The organism is Nostoc sp. 'Lobaria pulmonaria (5183) cyanobiont' (assembly GCF_002949795.1).
GTDB lineage: Bacteria > Cyanobacteriota > Cyanobacteriia > Cyanobacteriales > Nostocaceae > Nostoc.
This window is the reverse complement of the sequence record NZ_CP026692.1, coordinates 6,856,647-6,876,185: the sequence shown is the minus strand read 5'-3', so window position 1 is coordinate 6,876,185 and position 19,539 is coordinate 6,856,647. Positions and strand designations below refer to the sequence as shown.

The 19,539-nt window shown below is 42.0% G+C and carries 14 protein-coding genes and 2 tRNA genes; 10 read left to right on the top strand and 6 right to left on the bottom strand.

What is annotated here, in order from left to right:
• The first annotated feature begins 120 nt into the window (after nt 1-120).
• The 5 genes from NLP_RS30460 (at nt 121) to NLP_RS30440 (ending at nt 4,126) form a co-directional block, all read left to right on the top strand.
• Nucleotides 121-1,008, top strand: a complete 888-nt coding sequence (locus NLP_RS30460; protein WP_104909574.1) for a class I SAM-dependent methyltransferase — start codon at nt 121-123, stop codon at nt 1,006-1,008.
• Nucleotides 1,005-1,733, top strand: a complete 729-nt coding sequence (locus NLP_RS30455) for an HAD family hydrolase (RefSeq protein ID WP_104909573.1) — start codon at nt 1,005-1,007, stop codon at nt 1,731-1,733. The genes NLP_RS30460 and NLP_RS30455 overlap by 4 nt, the downstream gene beginning before the upstream one ends.
• A 65-nt stretch (nt 1,734-1,798) precedes the next feature.
• A tRNA-Ala gene (locus NLP_RS30450) sits at nt 1,799-1,871 on the top strand.
• Between the two features lie 459 nt (nt 1,872-2,330).
• Nucleotides 2,331-2,555 (top strand): ribbon-helix-helix domain-containing protein, encoded by a 225-nt coding sequence (locus NLP_RS34445; protein WP_199784725.1) that lies wholly within the window; start codon nt 2,331-2,333, stop codon nt 2,553-2,555.
• Between the two features lie 422 nt (nt 2,556-2,977).
• Nucleotides 2,978-4,126 carry a histidinol-phosphate transaminase gene (locus tag NLP_RS30440; RefSeq protein WP_199784894.1) on the top strand — a complete coding sequence of 383 codons (1,149 nt, stop codon included), beginning with the start codon at nt 2,978-2,980 and terminating at the stop codon, nt 4,124-4,126.
• 8 nt (nt 4,127-4,134) lie between these two features.
• Here the strand turns inward: NLP_RS30440 and NLP_RS30435 are convergent, their stop codons facing one another.
• Nucleotides 4,135-4,689, bottom strand: coding sequence for a hypothetical protein (locus tag NLP_RS30435; protein ID WP_104909571.1), 555 nt, complete (start codon nt 4,687-4,689; stop codon nt 4,135-4,137).
• Between the two features lie 891 nt (nt 4,690-5,580).
• Nucleotides 5,581-6,219: a GNAT family N-acetyltransferase gene (locus NLP_RS30430; protein ID WP_234017125.1), complete on the bottom strand. Its 639-nt coding sequence runs from the start codon at nt 6,217-6,219 to the stop codon at nt 5,581-5,583.
• 1,030 nt (nt 6,220-7,249) lie between these two features.
• Here NLP_RS30430 and NLP_RS30420 point away from each other — a divergent pair.
• The 3 genes from NLP_RS30420 (at nt 7,250) to NLP_RS30410 (ending at nt 12,154) form a co-directional block, all read left to right on the top strand.
• Nucleotides 7,250-10,798: a response regulator gene (locus NLP_RS30420; protein WP_104909569.1), complete on the top strand. Its 3,549-nt coding sequence runs from the start codon at nt 7,250-7,252 to the stop codon at nt 10,796-10,798.
• 68 nt (nt 10,799-10,866) lie between these two features.
• Nucleotides 10,867-12,033, top strand: a complete 1,167-nt coding sequence (locus tag NLP_RS30415) for a hypothetical protein (protein WP_104909568.1) — start codon at nt 10,867-10,869, stop codon at nt 12,031-12,033.
• A 50-nt stretch (nt 12,034-12,083) separates the two neighbouring features.
• Nucleotides 12,084-12,154 (top strand) — tRNA-Gly (locus tag NLP_RS30410).
• A 262-nt stretch (nt 12,155-12,416) separates the two neighbouring features.
• On the opposite strand, the gene NLP_RS30405 is transcribed toward NLP_RS30410, so the two are convergent.
• Together NLP_RS30405 and NLP_RS30400 are read right to left on the bottom strand one after the other, a co-directional pair.
• Nucleotides 12,417-13,463 carry an ABC transporter permease gene (locus NLP_RS30405; protein WP_104909567.1) on the bottom strand — a complete coding sequence of 349 codons (1,047 nt, stop codon included), beginning with the start codon at nt 13,461-13,463 and terminating at the stop codon, nt 12,417-12,419.
• 99 nt (nt 13,464-13,562) lie between these two features.
• Nucleotides 13,563-14,081, bottom strand: coding sequence for an adenine phosphoribosyltransferase (locus NLP_RS30400; protein WP_104909566.1), 519 nt, complete (start codon nt 14,079-14,081; stop codon nt 13,563-13,565).
• A 418-nt stretch (nt 14,082-14,499) separates the two neighbouring features.
• On the opposite strand from NLP_RS30400, the gene NLP_RS30395 reads away from it, so the two are divergent.
• Together NLP_RS30395 and NLP_RS30390 are read left to right on the top strand one after the other, a co-directional pair.
• Entirely contained in the window at nt 14,500-15,126 is a 627-nt protein-coding gene (locus NLP_RS30395; RefSeq protein WP_094350233.1) for a DUF3038 domain-containing protein, read from the top strand.
• Nucleotides 15,123-16,553: a DUF4335 domain-containing protein gene (locus NLP_RS30390; protein ID WP_104909565.1), complete on the top strand. Its 1,431-nt coding sequence runs from the start codon at nt 15,123-15,125 to the stop codon at nt 16,551-16,553. The genes NLP_RS30395 and NLP_RS30390 overlap by 4 nt, the downstream gene beginning before the upstream one ends.
• Before the next feature lie 83 nt (nt 16,554-16,636).
• Here NLP_RS30390 and NLP_RS30385 read toward each other — a convergent pair whose 3' ends face one another.
• Together NLP_RS30385 and NLP_RS30380 are read right to left on the bottom strand one after the other, a co-directional pair.
• Nucleotides 16,637-17,002, bottom strand: coding sequence for a four helix bundle protein (locus NLP_RS30385; RefSeq protein ID WP_104909564.1), 366 nt, complete (start codon nt 17,000-17,002; stop codon nt 16,637-16,639).
• A 59-nt stretch (nt 17,003-17,061) separates the two neighbouring features.
• Complete coding sequence (locus NLP_RS30380) at nt 17,062-19,332, bottom strand: transglycosylase domain-containing protein (RefSeq protein ID WP_104909563.1); 2,271 nt, start codon at nt 19,330-19,332, stop codon at nt 17,062-17,064.
• Between the last annotated feature and the right edge of the window lie 207 nt (nt 19,333-19,539).

Genomic DNA, 19,539 nt, shown 5'->3' with positions numbered 1-19,539 from the left:
TACAATAAATTACAATCGTCAACGTATCACCATAGGGAGAAAGCAGATGCTTCCCAAATGTATTAAAATTTGTAAAGAAAATCACTTTGTTTAAATAGCTCCTTAAAGTTCTGACACAATATGGCAGTGCGTCAAGATACAATCTGGGAACGTTTTTTATCCCCTGTAGTGCGTCTTTTGATTGATGAAGACGGGTTACGGCGTTACGCTGATAGTATTGATTGGGAGAAAGAGAGCGATCGCTATCGACGAGATGATGTCATAATTCCGTGGTACTACAGTAATCAAAACTTTCACGGGATTGCTGGCGGATATCTGACTTACGATGCAGCAGTTACTTACGATCCGATTACCCACTATGTTTTGCCACCGAATGAAAGTATTGTTCGTCAAGCTTTAGTTGATGCCGTCAAGGTAAAACCACGACGCATACTCGATTTAGGCTGCGGCACAGGTTCCACTACTTTAATGTTAAAACAGGCTTTCCCCGAAGCGGAAGTTATTGGTTTGGACTTATCGCCCTATATGCTGGTAAGGGCAGAAGATAAAGCTAGAAATGCTGGTTTAGATATAGTATGGCGACATGGAAATGCTGAAAAAACTGGTTTGAGGGATGCAACATTTGACTTAGTAACAGCTTCTTTGCTATTCCACGAAACACCAGATGCAGTGTCTTTGGCAATTCTGCGGGAAAGCTTCCGGTTGCTGGGAACTGGAGGACAAGTGTTAATTCTAGATGGGAATCAGAAGACTCTGCGTCAGTTAGAATGGCTCAATGATGTTTTTGAAGAGCCATATATTCGTGAATATGCTGCTAGTAGTATAGAAGCGAATATGGGTGCAGCCGGATTTGAAGCAGTGCGATCGCAAGATGTATGGTGGATAAATCAGGTAACTAGCGGCATTAAACCAATAGCAACCGAAAATATCCGTCGGTATACTCACACATCAGTAGATAATAATGATTTGGAGGGACTTGGTTCTCCAGCATTTGGCATAATGGCATGAGTTTAAAGGCAGTTCTCTTTGATTTTAATGGTGTAATCATTAACGATGAGCCAATCCACCTGCAACTGATCGATGAGATTCTCATGGAAGAAAATCTCCAACCCCAACGCGTCGATGAGCGTCAAGCTTCTTTAGGACGCAGTGATCGCGCTTGTTTTCAGCAACTACTCGCTAATCGTGGTAGAGTAGGCAATGAAAACTATTTAACTCAGTTGCTGTACCGGAAAGCCCAAGCGTATGTGGTCGAACTAGAGAAAATAGAGAGACTGCCTTTATATCCAGGTGTAGAAGACTTAATATTTCAGGTGCGATCGCGGAATCTGAAACTAGGATTAGTTAGTGGCGCTTTTCGCAAAGAAATAGAACTGGTACTCCATCGAGCTAAACTAGCCGAACATTTTAAAATTATTGTCGCGGGTGATGACATCACCACCAGCAAACCAGAACCCGATGGTTATCTACTGGCAGTGAAACACCTGAATAAGGAATATCCCGAATTGAATCTTCAACCACAGGAATGTCTGGCAATTGAAGATACTCCAGCAGGGATCGAAGCGGCGAAGCGATCGCAGATGCAAGTAGTTGGTGTAGCGAATACTTACCCATTCCACATGCTCCAGCGTTGCTGTAACTGGACTGTTGATTATCTCAATGATTTGGAACTCGAACGTGTGCAGAAGGTTTATTCCCAAAAACAGCCTCAACCATCGGTAACTGAATGTTAGAATAATCTATGGTGATAATGTCTTAAATTAATGAGTAATAGTACTCTTAATTTAGCACCGATTAAGGGGAATTAGCTCAGTTGGTAGAGTGCTGCGATCGCACCGCAGAGGCCATCGGTTCGAATCCGTTATTCTCCATATGTCCATTAAATAATTATTGTCAATTTTAAAGAATTAATGTCCATTTTTTCCAACTTCAGGGGCATAAGTTACGTATTTTCGCGGCTTTCAGCAATTAAACCAGTTTTAAAGAATTATTGTCCAGAGTTGAAACCAGTTTTAAAGAATTATTGTCCAAAATCCGCCTGTAAAACTCAGCTAAATAAATATATGTTTTCTAATTTAATTTATTACAGCAAGCCCAAGGCTCTTGAATTAGAAGAATAGCTTTAAAGCACTTTATTTGCAGTCTAATTACAAAAATATATAACCTCTTCTTTTGCTGTTTTCACCCAAGCAGAGGCTCCATTACTATAAAATAGCTGCGTTTTACGTGCGATCGCAGCGCTCCTTTCAAACCACCCTAATAAAGAATTATATAGCCAAATTGGCGTCTTCAATTATAAGAACTTCAACCCACCACCTAACGGGAGGGCTGTGGAAACTTCGGGTGGCACACCGCAGGGCGATAGGGTTTCTCCATCTTTCAACCCACCACCTAACGGCTATAGTAACCGTACTTCCATATATTTCCCCAAAGATATCCACGAGGCTTTGGTAAGATGGGCTGAGGAAGAAGACCGTCCCATCAGTAATCTTGTTGTGCGGCTTGTGAGTAAGGCAGTTGAGGAGCGGGAAAAGAAGCAAAATCCGCCGCAATAATATCTAGGTATCGCAGATAGGACAATTTGTAAATTCCTGGTATACGATATATCCTCAGCCACTACATGAGCAAAGTCCTTGTGCGTGGTATGTTATTGGTTCTTTGCACGATGTAAAAACTTCAAGGCAAAGTGTCAGACGGGCTTAAGAACGTCTGGCAAAGTTGATCAGGGGAGGTATGCGTGAAGGCTACACGAAATGGCAATTAAGAAAAGTGAACTGAGGGACATCTTCAGAAAATGGCGATGGTGTGGTGATGAAGAAATTTGGCAAGCAATTCGTCTGTTTTGCCAATTACCTTGAAGTTGTAAAATATTAGACTCACACATAACTAATGTCCTTAGTCATTTGTCCTTTGTTAGTTACTAATGACTAATGACCAATGACTAATGACTAATGACCAATGACTAATGACTAAAACTATGCTTCCCTTCATCCGGTCAGATTTAGCCCAATTCACCGCCTATAAACCTCATCCTAGCAGCGATACAGCCGATTCTGTCACTACACAGTTCGATCGGTTAGATACAAATGAAAGCCCCTACGATTTACCACCTGAGTTAAAAGAGAAGCTGGCATGGACGTATCAGCAAGTAATTGAAACAAATCGTTATCCCGATGGCGGACATGAAACACTTAAGGATGCGATCGCTGAGTATGTCAATCAATCAGCCGCCCTCTCATCATCCTTATTTACTGCTGCCAATATTTCTGTTGGTAATGGTTCAGATGAAATTATCCGCTCTTTATTAATCGCCACCTGTCTAGGAGGAGAAGGATCAATTCTCGTTGCCAATCCTACTTTCTCAATGTACGGGATTTTGGCGCAAACATTGGGCATTCCTGTAGTGGCGGTGGGGAGAAATGAAAGAAATTTTGAAATTGACATAAGCGCCGCACAGTCTGCGATCGAACAAACTCAAAATTCACCGATTCGCGTAGTTTTCGTAGTACATCCTAATTCGCCAACTGCCAACAGTTTAACTGAGGCAGAGTTGGCATGGTTAAGAAGTTTGCCACAGCATATTTTGGTAGTAATTGATGAAGCTTACTTTGAATTCAGTCAAACTACCTTAGTAGGTGAATTAGCACAGCGTCCTAATTGGGTAATTTTACGCACTTTTTCTAAAGCTTTCCGATTGGCATCTCTCCGTATCGGTTATTGTGTCGCTCATCCCGAAGCGATCGCCATCTTAGAAAAAGTTCGCTTACCCTACAATCTCCCCAGTTTTTCCATCGCAGCTGCATTAGTTGGTTTACAAAATCGTACACTTTTGCTGGAATCAATTCCCCAAACCCTGAGTGAACGAACCAAACTAATCGAAATTTTATCCCAGCAACCAGAATTACAAATTACTCCAAGTGCTGCCAACTTTGTTTACCTGCGTCTCAAACCAAATGGCTTTTATTCACAAGAAGTTGCTTTAAAAACTTTCCACCAGAAACTTAGAACACTGGGCACTCTTGTGCGATGCATCAGCGGAGGATTGCGAATTACTGTCGGAACTATAGAAGAAAACGCCCACACCGTTAATCGAGTAAAAGCTGCTTTGGCCAATTTGTCATCTTAGCAATTTACTCAGTAATTAAACCTGCTATTCACCTCACTGCCCAAACGGCGTACTACTCCCACTGTTTGTGGCAGCACACCCACTAAAAGAGCAAAAGCAACATCCGGCAAAAGAGCCACTATTTCTGGTGGAAAGTATTGTTCAAATTGATCGAGAATTTTCTGGACTCGCTGCCCAGGCAGTGGGTTTTCTGTAATTTGTTTGATCAATCGAATCCACTGTCGCCTAATCAAGTAAGCCTTCTGGCGTTCTTCATTAGATTCAGGAGTTAATAAAGAAAGATTACCTATAGGCAGTGCCCTTTGGCAATCACAATCGTAATCCCCACCCACAGCAGCCCCAGGCCCAGCAAACTCTGCATGGTAGCGTTTAAAGAGTATTAATCCATTTCGCCTACGACTATTGACAATGAAAACTTTTCCACTGTGCAAACGTGTAAGGATATCCGAGCCTTGCGATTGCTCAGTTCCGTCTGACATGACAACAGAGTCAAGGAAAGTTGTTTCAGGGTAATAAGTTGATACCATAGAGGTCTGATAGCGTCGATGCTGTTCGCTATCCATGTTTTTTAAACTTTTAATGAATGTTGTTGTAGTATGCACTTCAAAACGGAATTAACTGTTATATCAAATCAAGTTTTTGAATTCTTTTATTATCAAGACCTTTCTGGTCAATCCAACTAAAAATAGCAATCGATAGGCGTTGTTTCACTAATTTAGTGATTATATCTTAAAAGATATAACAAGATTTGTCTGTAAACTATACTAATGTTTTCTTAAAGTTTTTATAAAGATGAATATCTTAATTACAAAGTTATTATGAGGAAGTGATGATTTTTTAGAACGTGATTTTGCCTATGTTGCCATTATAGTCGATTTTTATCTATATCGAATGCTTTAAAAAACTTGTTAACCACAAATCCCAGAAGGCTAAGTTTAACATTTTTTAATATTAAAATATTTACTAATAAAATAATTGTTTTTATCCGAACGAGGGGGATTTTCGTAAAAAGTTAAAACCAAATATTCTTTTGAAAAAGAATTAGCAAAAGCTATTTACTGGCTTCGGAAATTAACATGTTTTAGTTTTTATCTATAGGACTCCTATTTGATTGGGTGAAAAACTCAGTGCAACTCCAAGAGCCTTCTTTACCCTTGCCTCTTGCTTGCTAAACCAAGTAAGTTCTCCAAATCAAAGCGAATTTCTATAGATATTTAGCTAATATTGGCTGGATTTGTAATTAAACCTCGTCCATTTTAAAACCGGAAGTTATTAAAAGGAGTATATTATTAGGTTTTAGCTTGGGTTTTAAGCTTTCTCTAAGTCCAAATAACTATGATTTTCAAGGTAGACGTGGTTTAACTTAGTTTGTGTTTGATTACCGCTATGAGTTACAGACTTTATCAAATTTAATTGGAATGGAAAACAAAATTTGACAATTGCCAAAACACAATTCAGATAATGGAATCAGCACTCAGGTGCTTGTGCAATAACATCTGGCTTGAGCGTCTTAGAAGAAATGTATTCCAGTTCGATTCGACTTTATGCACTCGATATCCCAGCTTGAAATAAAGCTGCCTTGCTTGATGGTTATTTTCTAAAACATGGAGATATAAGTCTTGAAATCCCCACTCGCGAGAGACTTTTTCACAGCTAGTAAGCAATCCTGAAGCCACACCATGTCTACGGTATTTTGGGTGAACCGCTAAATTAGATAAGTAAGGAAAACCTACACCAACTTGGCTCCATGAATCACTACTATAACGTACACCCAGTTCCACACTTCCGACTAAGTTATTAGCCTCACCAGTAGTAGATTCAAGAGCAACTAAGCAAATATGACGGGGCGTAGGTGATGCCATCCGATGCCTTAAGTCTTCGTAAATACCCAGACGTAGCAACGGGAAAGCCCATCCCCATATACCGTTGTGGGAGTGAAAGCTTTCAGTAATAATTTGGGCGACACCAATCAAATCAGTCGATGTAGCTGTACGAATTTGGAATTGGTAGGAAGCTGGATCGATTGGCTGTTGGTGGTATGGGTGAAAAAACCGATATTTCAAGGCTAGTTTAGTATTGATTTTATTCAACAAAAATTTTCTCAAAAATCCTAAAACAAAATTTAAACTAAATCAAAACTTTAGAGTTGCCCAGGAGATTTAACTGAACCAGTATTGCTAATTCATTTTTGCTTGTCGATTAAACAAATTTTTACACTTTAGTTTGGAGTTTTATAACCTGCATTTTTGAAAGAGTATTAGGAGTTACAACTTCATAAATCTATAACCTTAAATTCAGTAGATTCATTGCATCCCTTGTTTTAGGTACCCAGAATATCAAACTGATTGCCACAAAAGCATCTGTAAAGTGATAGAGCTTTGAATGAGTGGGCAGAGGAATAGCATAACTTGTCCGTAAGCAGCATCTCCGAAATTGTTAAGTAAGTACACTATTGGCAAACTCTGGTTTCAAACTACCCTTGCTTGCAGTACTGAACTTGTTTTTGCAGTTGCCGATACACTGGCACTACTTTGCTACTAAGTCATTCAAATAAACTGTAAAGCTACTGGGACAAGAATCTGCAAGGTTCTCTAATCCCTAATCTCTGACTCCTCAACGACTACCACTTGTCTTAATGATAGTTCTGATTGCTAAATTAGAAAGAGGTATTTGTCTAATAGTATACTTTGGCTTTAAATCTTAATTGTTCTAATTTGGCTGACTCTACCATGACTACCATAAATAAAATTTACCTGCAAGTGTTATTACAACAGATGCAAAGGGAAAACTTAATATGCAGCTTTATCTGGATTTTTCAGCTGGCTATGAGCGCTGTATGTATTATCAGACATTGCTCACAGGAGGTGAAAAAAGATTTGGCAAGCAAGTGTCGACTCTGTAAAACTAAAACTGACAATGAAAGCAATTACACTGCACCAACGCAAACGGTAATCGGTACAAGCAATTGAGACGAATTACTGTGAGTAAACGCTCCCACACTCAGCAGTCATGTAGCCAAACAGCCTTATTGGTCGAAATGCTCTGCTCTTACCTGACTCAGAAAAATCCTTACCTGATCAGATTATTCTTTATCCGACTGCCGTTGCAGCAGGAAAGCGGTGCATGAAATCCCAAGCAAACAGTAAGCCTAAAATTTTGGTTGTCGATGATGAACCAGACAACCTTGACTTGCTTTACCGCACTTTCTATCGTGATTATAAGGTGCTAAGGGCAACCTCTGGCCCTGCGGCCCTCGATCTGCTGACTCAAGAGGGGGAGATTGCGGTGATCATCTCCGATCAGCGGATGCCAATGATGAGCGGTACAGAATTTTTGAGCCTGACAGCAACTCAATATCCAGATATTATCCGGATTATTTTAACTGGCTACACCGATGTCGAAGACCTGGTGGAAGCAATCAACGCTGGTAAGGTCTTTAAATATGTCACTAAACCGTGGGAAGCGGAGGAACTCAAAGCAGTGGTACGCCAAGCTTTGGATACCCACAATGTTCTCAAAGCCAGAACCCGCGAACTTACCCGCACACTCCGTCAAGAATCGCTGCTGAATACCGTTACCAATACGATTCGCAGTGCTTTAGACTATAGACAAATTTTGCAAGCAATTGTAGATACAGTAGGTCACATGTTGGAAGTGGATGTCTGTCTGTTGCGTCCCTTCCAAGATGAGCAGTTGGCGGATAAAGGGTTTATTTATCAGAAGCCTCTTTCTGAAGAAACAGAGGTGCAGGAGAACGAAGGGGAACTAGCACTAGGTCTTTCATCTCTGCCCGCCTCCTCTGCTCCCCCTCTGTCTCTTTTGGCTCAGACGGTGTGGGAAACCCGCGAAGTTCAGGTGATTCACGATGCGATCGATGATCAGCGCATTCACGGTAACACTCCCGAACTGCGCGAACGTGGGCAAGCTTTTGCTGCTGCTAACATTTGTTCTAGTTTAGTTGTGCCATTGATCTGCCAACAAGAACTGATGGCAGTGCTAGCACTGCACCAGTGTTCTCTGCCTCGCTTTTGGGGAGATGATGAGGTGCAATTAGTGTTGATGGTAGCGGATCAGGCAGCCTTAGCTTTATCTCAAGCTTATGCTTACGAACAAGTACGTGCCCTTGCCAAGCGAGAGAGCTTGATTAATACGATTACTAGCGCAATTCGCTCTAGCTTAGATCCTCAAGATATTTTTGCGGCAATTACCCAGCAATTAGGACAAGCTTTACAAGTCGATGGCTGCGTCTTGTCTTTATGGACAGAGGAAGATGAGTTTGTTGAGTGTGTGGGCTTGTATGACAGTTTTCAACATCTAGAAAATTTCAGTAGGCACAGCCCGCCGCAGGCATCGCCAGCCCTAGAAAATAGATTAAGTAGCAATAATCACCTACCAACCCAGAGATTACCCTATTCTCAAGCATCTATACAGGAGAATCCCATCCTCCAACAAATGCTACAGACACATGAACCTGTGGTAATTGGTAATGTGAGTCATTCTCACTCAGATGTGCGGGGTTTTGATTTGCCTTTAAAAATGCCAGCGCGATCGCTAATGTTTGTGCCATTATTAGCTGATGGTAAATGTATTGGTAGTATTACTTTACATGAAGGTAAAAAAGTACGTCAGTGGTTGCCATCTGATATCGATTTGGCCAAAGCAGTTGCAGCGCAAGCAGCGATCGCTGTGCAGCAGTCACATTTGTATCAAAAAACTCGCCAACAAGCCGAACGCTTACTGGAATTAGACAAACAAAAAACCGAATTTTTCCAAAATATTTCCCATGAGTTTCGCACACCAATTACCTTGATTCAAGGGCCCTTAGAGTCGGCGGTGGCGGCTGGTGAAGGATTATCTTACTCCCAATGTGCGATCGCCCTACGTAACTCCCGCCGTCTGCTGCGACTGGTAAATCAACTCTTGGATTTACAACGCCTGAATGCCGGGAGAATGCAGCCTAGCTTCCATCCCTGCGATTTAGTCGAATTTGTCAGCCAAATAGTGGAATCTTTTCGTCCCTACTGCGAGAAAAAGAGACTGCATCTCGTTACCCAGCTAGATGAATGTTCGACGGTGTACTTAGACATGGAAAAATTTGACAAGGTGGTTTATAACCTCTTGTCAAATGCCATGAAGTTTACTCCTGAAGGTGGCACGATTGGTATTCGACTAAAATCTGAGCGCGATCGTTGCATCTTGCAAGTACAAGATACTGGAATAGGCATTGTTAAAGAACAAATTCCTCACCTATTTGAGCGCTTTCGCCAAGCTGAAGGTTCAGCAAATCGCTCCTATGAAGGCAGTGGTTTGGGTTTAGCTTTAGTTAAAGAATTAGTAGAATTACATGGTGGTCAAGTCACTGTGGAATCAGTTTATGGTGAAGGTACTACCTTTAGTTTATGGCTAGTGACTGGAAATGCTCATTTACCTGCACAGCAAATACTAGAGACGCCTATCGAACTAAATACGAGCCGCGCTAGCGTAGAATTGGCTGATTTAGAACTAGTAGAGCCAACAACAAACAATATTGAAGATATTACAATAAATCTCTCTTCCAGTGTTGAGACTAAAGACTCAGCACTTAAGACTCAGCACTCAATTTTAGTTGTAGATGACAACCCCGATTTGCGAACCTATGTATCTGAGATTTTCCGCCGTAATGGCTATCATGTAAAGACGGCTCGTAACGGTCATGAAGGGCATAGTAAAGCTAAGGAAATTATACCAAGCTTGATTGTGACTGACTTAATGATGCCCTTAGTGAGCGGACTTGAGATGATTCAGATGATCCGCAATGAGGAGACGTTGAAAGGAACACCAATCATTCTGCTGACAGCGAAAGTAGATGAAGAAACCCGCATCGAAGGTACAGAACATGGCGCGGACGCTTATTTAGCAAAACCATTTAACGATCGGGAACTTTTGGCGGAAGTTCGGAATCTTTTAGCATTGAAAGAAAATGAACGGCGAATTGTGGAGTTAAATACTTATCTAACAGAATCGGTGCTAAAGCGCTTTTTGCCTGCTGTATTGGTGCAAAAAGCCGCAACCGGAGATTTAACGTTAGATTTGCGCCCAGAACCACGCTTAATTACAGTTTTGTTTAGCGATATTGTGGGTTTTACACAGCTAGCAAATACTCTCAGATCCCGACGAGTCGCGGAGTTGCTAAATGAATATTTAGAAGCCATGACCAAAGTTGTCTTTAGCAATGGCGGTACTGTAGATAAATTTATGGGAGATGCTATCTTAGCTTTATATGGAGCGCCGGAAGAACTAACCCCTAACGAACAAGTGCGTCGTGCGATTAATACAGCAAGAGCAATGCACCGCTCACTGGCTGAGTTAAACCAGCGCTGGCGAGAGCAAGGTGTATTCAATAGCGACAAACTTACTAGCGTACAGTTCCGGTGCGGTATTCACCAAGGTACTGCTGTTGTGGGGATGTTTGGTAGCGCTGAACGTGCCGATTATACAGCTATTGGCCCAAGTGTGAATATTGCTGCAAGGTTGCAAGCTGCCGCTGTTCCCGGTACAATCCTGGTTTCTGCTGCCGTAGCAGATTATTTACAGGAAGGAGAAATTACTAAAGGTAGGCCGCTAGAACTGAAAGGAGTAGATGAAACAGTTTTGACTTTCGCTGTTACACCAGAGGTAATGGTTAATCGCTAAAATTTAGACTGGTATTTTAAAGCATTACCAATGAGTAAAAGTGCATAATCATATCCAGTTTATATAATATGACACCATCGGTTGCAGACAAAACTCCAATTCCAGCCAAGGTCTGGAGACGACACACCGATCCACCAGGTTTGTGGATTTTTGTCGTTGTCAGTTCAGTCTCTCTGCACTTGCTGGTGTTCTGGCTGATGCGCTTATCTAATGCATTTAGTCTGTGGTTTCCCCAGCAAAATCAATCTGCTGTTCCTATTGAATTGATAGAAATTGCTCCTAAAACAAAATCAATAATCAAATCAAAATCAACAGCCAAAATAGTTTCGTCAAAGCCACTATCCTCAACTCAAAAGTCTGTACCAACACGTTCGTCACAAACAGCACGAACTACTCCTAAAAATGAAGATTTTGGTGCAATCAATTCCCCTGAGAATCTCCAGAAAAAGAGCCGAATTTACGCCTCTCAACCTAATAGTCAACCCTTTAGAAAACAGATAGTCCCCACGCCAACACCGAAACCTACACCTAAAGCCACACCGAAACCTATAGCTAAAGCCACAACGAAACCTACACCTAAAGCCACACCAAAACCTATAGCTAAAGTCACACCGACACCTACAGTTCCAGTCGGTAATTTACCTTGGAAGCGTCGTCAAGAAATTAAACTGGGAAAGGGAACGCAACTACCAACAGGTATTCCATCAAATCGACCAGTTTCAGAACCTGAAAATAGAGAAACTCCAGCAACTTCAACTAGGGAAACTCCAGCAACTTCGACTAGGGAAACTCCAGCAACTTCAACTAGAGAAACTCCAGCAACTTCGACTGGGGGAGCATCGGTAGCAATAGTAGCTCCCTTATCTAGAAATCAAGTGATTAGCTTGATACAATCAAGAGGATTCCGACAAGATGCTTTACCCGACGTTATCGCTTTATACAGAGGAAGCAATACAAAACAATTAGACCCAAGTTTTCTTGTCCACAATTCTGGACTTGAAGCAGCACAACTCTTGGCTAGCTTGATAATCGATAACAATGGTAATTTTAAACAAGCTGTAGTTCTAGAAATAGAACCAGCAACACTGCAAAGTGAAAAAAGTACATACGAGCAAGTTCTCAATGAAGTTTTTAAAACAGAAAACTTTCTTGCTGCCCACAATAACGATGGCACAAAACCAGAATTGAGCAATCTATATGTCAGGATCAGAATCCAACCCGCCAATTCCAACTAAATACTTGAATTTTGGCAAAAACTGTGTTACGTTTATATGGTTGGAAATTTGCGGGCGTAGTTTAGTGGTAAAACTATAGCCTTCCAAGCTATTAATGCGGGTTCGATTCCCGCCGCCCGCTTAGAAAAAACTCTTAAATATACGAGTGCAAAAACTAAGTCTGAATCTTGGTAAAATAATTAGTTAAAAAGCAATTCACAATTTTGCAGTATACAGAAATAGCCTGAAACTGAGAGTAGCCGAATTCAAGACAGGATGAGGAATCAGCAACAGTTTCTTTAACGACATCCGCACTCTGGCTACCTACTTATTGTTTGTTTATAGTTGGCAGTAGTCTGGAAACCGCCCAATACGTTTTGATTTTTTGGATTTTTGAATTGCTGCTAATTGAGATTTTCTAGGCGAATGCGTGGATCAGCTGCTTTGAGCATCAAGTCGGCGATTAAATTGCCAATAATCAGCAGTACTGCGCCCATCACCAAGCTTGCCATTAATAAATATAAATCTTGAACTTGTAAAGCCTGTAGAGTCAACCTCCCTAAACCGGGCCAGTTGAAGAAAAATTCGGCGATGAAGGCACCATTTAATAAACTAGCTAATTCAAAACCTAATAAGGTAATTAAGGGATTTATGGCGTTGCGGAGTGCATGAACGTAGATGACGCGGTTTTCTGGCAAACCTTTGGCACGAGCCGTTTGGATGTAGTCTTGACGCAGAACATCCAATAATTCGCCGCGAGTGATGCGTTGCAAACCAGCAAAACTAGTAATTGAGAGTGCGATTGTGGGTAAAATCATGTGCCAGCCGATATCTAAGATTCTGCCAAACCACGACAGTTCTGAGTGATTGATGCTAGTCATGCTACCCACTGGGAACAATGGCGAGGTGATTTGGGCTAAAACCAGCAGCGCTAAGGCAGTGATGAAACTGGGAAAGCCTTGTCCAGCGTAACTAATCACCTGTAAAATCTGGTCTGCTGGCTTATTTTGTTTAACAGCCGCAAAGATCCCCAGAGGGATGGCGATCGCCCATGTGACAATTAAAGATGCGATCGCTAATAGTAATGTCGCTGGTACTCGTTCCCACAACAGCGATGCAACTGAACGTTGATAAATAAAACTCGTGCCAAAATCCCCTTTGGTCAAGATTCGCCATAGCCACAGCCCAAATTGTTCTGGCCAAGACTTATCCAGACCAAACTGCCGCTTGATTTCCTCAATTCTTTCAGGAGATATCTTCGGGTTTTGCCGTAGCGTATCTACATAATCACCAGGAGCGAGTTGAATGATGAAAAACGACAACGCTGACGCCAATAACAAAGTTAGCAGTGCCTGCAATAGCCGCTTTGCCACATAAACAAAAGTTTCGCTCGTGACTAGCTCGATTAGCCAATCCCGACTTGTCTCCAAGGAAATTTTCGCAGATGTCATTTATATTTTGTCCTTTGTCATTTATATTTTGTCATTTATATTTTGTCATTTGCCAGTTGTTTTGCTATTGACTAATGACTAATGACCTATGACCTATGACTAATATTCAACTAAAGAGATAATCGGCACGTCCGGTAAATGTGTACGCCCTTGTAAATCCCGTAGCTCGATAATAAACCCAAATCCTACTAGTTCACAGCCAATTTTCTGCACCAATTTGGCTGTGGCACTTGCAGTTCCACCTGTGGCAATCAAATCGTCCACAATCAAAACTCGGCTACCTTGATGTAAAGCGTCTTGATGCACTTCTAGGCAGTCTGTACCATACTCTAGTTGATATTCAATTGAGTAAACAGCTGCTGGTAACTTCCCTTTTTTGCGGATGGGAATAAAACCAGCTCCTAATTTATAAGCTAAAGGTGAACCAAAAATGAATCCCCTCGACTCCATACCAATGACGTAATCAACTGTTATTCCAGCTTCGTTGCATTTTTGTGTTAAAAAGTCAATAGTGTAGCGCAGTCCCTCTGGATCGCGTAGTAACGTAGTAATATCCCGAAATAAAATTCCGGGTTTCGGGAAATCTGGGATGTCACGAATGAGAGACTTTAAATCCATAAAATGGGGAATGGGGAGTAGGGAATGGGGAATGGGGCATGGGGAATGAGGTAGATAAATATAATAAACAATGCCCAATGCCCAATGCCCAATGCTCAATTTCAGATACCTGAAAAATCGTACACTATAATGTCATACGCTGGGGGTCAAGTGGAGGTAAAGGTTGAAGCTTCGCCCTTCATTGACGATAATTAGAATCTAAACCAAGCTATAAAAGGTATTTCACTAATAAATGAGGTGAATTTAATTATGTTTTAAAATTTTGATTTCAATATAGGGAAAACTTTGAGTAGAAAGAGTTAAGTAATGTATATATCAGGTAGTCATGCTACTGTCACAAGTCTAAGGCTCAAGTCTTGGCTACCAATCTTAAATTTGTTTTATCTAGTCTGTTGGAACCGCACAAGGTATTTATAGAATGAATGTTTCAGCAAGTTTAACGCCGTTCAACAGTCCAACCCAAGACTCACTGCCGATGATTCTGGACACTTTACCAGATCCTGCGATCGCTTCTAAAACGTGTCCTCGCAGAACCAGGCTGCAAATTGACCTGATTTTACTGGCAATTGAAGCTTTAGAGCTTGGTGGTTCGGAAGCAATCCTGGCTTTTGCTCAAGAGTTGGATCTTAAAGGAATTGTTAAAGACAGGGTGAATTTATGGCGGATGCGTAGTTCTAACCCGCTACGAAGAGCGCACATGCGCCGTCCCTTAACTATTATGGAAGCAAAAGCTCTGGTGGTCATTGCTTGCTATATAGCACGGCGTTTAACTGTTGTCATCCGCCAGTTATTAATGATATGTCAACAAATGGAAGAAAAACAGATTCCATTAGAACAGAATTTACGGCTATCTAATTACTTAGAGCGGTTTAGAGCGCATTTTAAAAGCCGGATGAATGCTCGACGTTCTGGCGTACTAGCATTAACCTCTGATGAAAAATTAGATGCGCTAGCAATAAATTTGTTAGGACAATTACTCTTTTGTACTGGTACTGCTGGAATGCAGCGGTTCTGGATTAGTCTTTTTGACGGTGAAGTGGAATGAATATTCAACGTAAGTACAGTCTACCTAATTGTACTCTTCTGTTAGAAGGGTTAAGTGATGTGACTAGGGCTGCACAGTTCCAGGAAATGCGCCCAGAATTATCAATATTGGTAAATGCAGAATGCTATTTATCTGGTTATAACCAACCCCTAACTGGAGGGCGAGAATTTTTTGAAAGTTTGGTGAGGGCTGTTAGTGGTTACGCCCAAGAATTTCTGAGTAGCGTATCCAATCCGCAAGCACACAACCAAGAATCGGAGCTAGTAGAGTTTCAAAAAATTGATGGCAACCTCCACAGGTTAATCATACATTCAGAAAGCGCTCCAGAGGGGTTCGATCACTCTAATAATTCTAAACGTCCGCCGATTGAAATAGATTTGAATACGGTGCAGTTGTTTGATTTAGTAGAAGCAGTGGATCAGTTTTTTGCTGATACCCAGACTTTACCAGAATTATCCCTAGAACTACAACCAGTTACTAGACGCTATGGCGGTGCTAATCAGGCTGTAATCAGGCAGGCTGTTCCTGCTGCCGTGGGAGTATCGAGTTTAGCAGTAGCAGCGATCGCATTTAACTTGATTCCACCTCCCCAAATGCGTATACCGCAGCCTAAGCCAGATGAGCAAACTAGCTCTACAACAAAGAGCCTTAATCCTCCAGCATCAGCAGCTGCAACACCTATCGTGGCTACAACACCAACACCACCACCCACAGCTAATGAAAAGCCAGCAGTTAAAGATTTAGAAGCACTTTTAAATACAGTTCCAGAAATTACCGATCCATCCCAGCTGCGTGCATTGAATCGTCAAGTGTATAACCAAATTCATCCAGCTTGGACTAAACGCTCAGGATTGCAACAAGATTTGATTTATCGTTTGGGTGTAGCTGCGGATGGAGCGATCGTTGGTTATAAAGCGGTGAATAAAGAGGCCAATCAAGGAGTCGGGCAAACTCCTCTGCCTAACCTACTTTATAATCCTGCTAACCGCGCTCCCATTTCCAATGAACCAATTGCTCAATTCCGAATAGTGTTTACTACAAATGGTGTGCTGCAAGTTAGCCCTTGGCGAGGATATGCTAAGACACCAGAAGTACTCGGTGCAAAAATTACTGACTCTAATATCACTAAAGGTTTAAATCAAAAGCTTTATAATACAGTTCGCCAAACCTGGAGTGGCACTCCCACCTTTACACGAGATTTGAAATATCGGGTAGCAGTCAACAAAGATGGTGTAATTGCTGACTATGAACCACTCAATCAAGTCGCCTTTGATTATTTCCGAGAAACACCTCTTCCTAAGATGTTTAACGCTGTCTATGGTTCTAATGTAGCTCCTCCCAATGACAGAGAACCTCTAGCCCACTTCCAAGTGATATTCAAGCCTAACGGCAAGCTCGAAGTCACTCCTTGGAAGGGATATCAGTAATTGGGCATTGGGCATTGGGCATTGGGCAGAGAATTAAGTTGGAATTCCCTATTCCCCGTTCCCCATTCTCGATGCACCATGCCCTATTCCCTATTTCCTATGGATTTTAGATAAGCATTGAGCTTGGGTAATAGTTCATCAAGAATTGGTTTAAATCTACTTACCTGTTCATTTGTCAATAACTGTCTGGCGTAGGCTAACCTCAACAAGCTGATAGTTTCATACAAAGACCCTCTCGCAATCTTGACAAAACGCCGATTATCTTGGTCGTTGTACCTACCTTTACTTTCTGCGATGTTCGCACAAATACTATCAGCAGACCGAACAATTTGTTTGCCCAGTGTATCTTTAGTGAAATTGTCCCATCTTTGAACAATATGCCAAATTTCATTAGCTAGCTTTTGGGCGAGTTGATAAACTTCTAAGTCCTCAAAATCAGGTCTTCTCACAAAAGTCCATTGATCATTTATTGATCAATAGTTCCCAATTCTCAATGCCCAATGCCCAATTACCGTGTAATTCTCCGCATATAATTCCCCCATAATTGAGCTGCTTGAGCACTGCTGCCAGATGTCGGGGAATTATTGTCGTTTCCCAGCCAAACGCCAGTTACAAGTCGCTGACTGGGGATAAAACCAATAAACCACAAGTCAACGTTTTTATCAGTCGTGCCAGTTTTACCAGCTTCACCTAGTCCAATGGCAGCACTACGACCAGTACCTCTTGCGATTACACCACGCATCAAACTAGTCATTTGATCGGCGACATCATTTGTCAACACTCGTTTGTTGGCACCTGGATCTTGGTCGAAGGAGTAGATTACACGACAGGTTTTGATATCATTGCGATCGCGACAATCACCACTGTCTAAAATTCGGTTAATGGCATGGGGAGGATTGGACACACCGCGATTGCCAATAGCGCCAAAAGCACCAGTCATTTCCAAAACATTGACTACGCTTTGACCCAGTACTAAGCCAGGAACTGGATCGAGGTTTGATTTTATCCCCAAACGCTGCGCCATTGCTACTACTTTATCCAGCCCGACTTCTTTCGCAACTCGCAAGGCGATAGGATTTTCTGAAAGCGCCAGCCCGGTGGCAATATCGAAGCTAGTGTCAGCACCAGCACGACAGGGTTTATAAGTAAAACCTTGCCAAGTTAAAGGGGCGCAGGAATAACTCTTTGATGGCGAAATTCCCTGTTGAATGGCGGCAGTGTAAGCAAAGATTTTGAAGGTGGAACCTGGTTGTCTTTTGGCTTGAACAGCACGATTGAACTGACTTTTTTTGTAATCAGTCCCGCCTACCATTGCGAGGATACTGCCTGTACTAGAGTCAAGAGTGACTAATGCCCCTTGAGAAAAATTAAAAGTTCTACCAGAGTTGTTGACCGAATTACTTAACGCTGCTTCTGCTTGTTTCTGTATGCCTAGATCGAGCTTGGTTTCAATGATATAGTTTCCCTCTCTTGCAGCTCCCTCCCCCAAAATTGATTCGAGTTCAGAGAAGACGTAACTGTAAAAATAAGGTGCGATCGTTTTAGCTTGCTGTTCGCACACTTTAGGACTAATTTGGACAGTGGAGCGTCTAGCTCGGTTCGCATCCTCTGGTTTAATTTTGCCCATCTCCAGCAACCGCTTAATTACGCGATTTCGGTATTCAGCCGCTTCTAGCTTATTTGGCCCATCCCCACAAAAATCGAAAGCGTTGGGAGCAGGCAAAATTCCTACCAATGTTGCTGCTTCTGCCAAAGTTAATTCTTTAGCCGGCTTCTCAAAGTAATACCGGGCTGCATCCTCAAAGCCAGAGGTATCCCCTCCCAAAAAAACCCTATTTAAGTACATCAGCAAAATATCATCTTTGCTGTAAAATGTTTCGAGCTTTAGGGCGACAACTGCCTCCCGCAATTTGCGACCAAGGGTATCTTGTCTACCTACATACTCGCGGAACAAACTGCGCGCAACTTGCTGGGTTACAGTGCTGGCTCCTTGTTGCACATCTCCGGTGCGGCTATTAATCAACACAGCTCGTAAAATCCCCAGAGGATCGACCCCAAAGTGCCAGTAATAACGACTATCCTCTGAAGCTACTACCGCAGCAGGCAAATAAGGGCCAAATTCCTCTAATCGCTTCATATCTACATGAGAGATTGTCCGAGGTTCTCTCAGGGGAGTGGCTCCATCACGGGCGTAAACAACTACTGGGGCGCGTGTCGCTGTCGGTAGAGGTTTGACTGAAAATTTCAGCCATTCGACGCCAATCACTAATGTTAATAGGGCACTGACACCACCAATTCCATAAGCTGTCAAACTTGCAGCTTTGACATACCATGCTGGTGGATCGACATATTGCAACCGCACAGAAGCGGCGAGTTCTGGGGGGCCCAGAGTCAGAATATCGCCGTGACGCAGTTCTAGAGAGCTAACACGACGCTTACCACGATAAATGCCATTGGTTGAGTTTTCGTCTTTGATCGTGAAAACTGGTGTGCGCTGAGTAGAATTGCGCGATAGTGACAGGTGAATTTGGCTGACAACAGGGTTACGGATGACGATATCGCTGGATTTGGAGCTACGACCGAGAATATAGCGATCGCCCAACAGTGGATATACCTCTGCTTTATCCGCCCCCGCATCCTGCACCCAAAGTTCTGGTACTTTGGCATTAGGCTTGAGCGCCAATTTAGAAAAATCGACCCTAGCTTGAATCGTATGTACTGCTTGAGTCAGTTGACCTAGTAACGTTTGTGGCTTGTGAGGGGGTTGGGGAGAACTCATCGGCTATTCACATCACAGTTTTTAATGAAGAATCGGGCGAATTACAATTAATATTAGATGTTAGTCTTTCATCATTTTACTCATAAGCCAAAGCATAAATTGCCTATACGGAACTTTTTGAACTAATTTATACTTTAATTTATATTAAAGTTAGAACTGATTTGTGATTTTAGTCACTTATTTATTGAAGTAAAATTTTTTATCCCT

What these genes read in the sequence shown, in the direction of transcription:
- NLP_RS30415 (WP_104909568.1), top strand. Translation starts at nt 10,867, where the DNA reads ATGACACCATCGGTTGCAGACAAAACTCCAATTCCAGCCAAGGTCTGG.
- NLP_RS30380 (WP_104909563.1), bottom strand. Translation starts at nt 19,332, where the DNA reads ATGAGTTCTCCCCAACCCCCTCACAAGCCACAAACGTTACTAGGTCAA.
- NLP_RS30460 (WP_104909574.1), top strand. Translation starts at nt 121, where the DNA reads ATGGCAGTGCGTCAAGATACAATCTGGGAACGTTTTTTATCCCCTGTA.
- NLP_RS30435 (WP_104909571.1), bottom strand. Translation starts at nt 4,689, where the DNA reads ATGGATAGCGAACAGCATCGACGCTATCAGACCTCTATGGTATCAACT.
- NLP_RS30420 (WP_104909569.1), top strand. Translation starts at nt 7,250, where the DNA reads ATGAAATCCCAAGCAAACAGTAAGCCTAAAATTTTGGTTGTCGATGAT.
- NLP_RS30395 (WP_094350233.1), top strand. Translation starts at nt 14,500, where the DNA reads ATGAATGTTTCAGCAAGTTTAACGCCGTTCAACAGTCCAACCCAAGAC.
- NLP_RS30400 (WP_104909566.1), bottom strand. Translation starts at nt 14,081, where the DNA reads ATGGATTTAAAGTCTCTCATTCGTGACATCCCAGATTTCCCGAAACCC.
- NLP_RS30390 (WP_104909565.1), top strand. Translation starts at nt 15,123, where the DNA reads ATGAATATTCAACGTAAGTACAGTCTACCTAATTGTACTCTTCTGTTA.
- NLP_RS30455 (WP_104909573.1), top strand. Translation starts at nt 1,005, where the DNA reads ATGAGTTTAAAGGCAGTTCTCTTTGATTTTAATGGTGTAATCATTAAC.
- NLP_RS30405 (WP_104909567.1), bottom strand. Translation starts at nt 13,463, where the DNA reads ATGACATCTGCGAAAATTTCCTTGGAGACAAGTCGGGATTGGCTAATC.
- NLP_RS30440 (WP_199784894.1), top strand. Translation starts at nt 2,978, where the DNA reads ATGCTTCCCTTCATCCGGTCAGATTTAGCCCAATTCACCGCCTATAAA.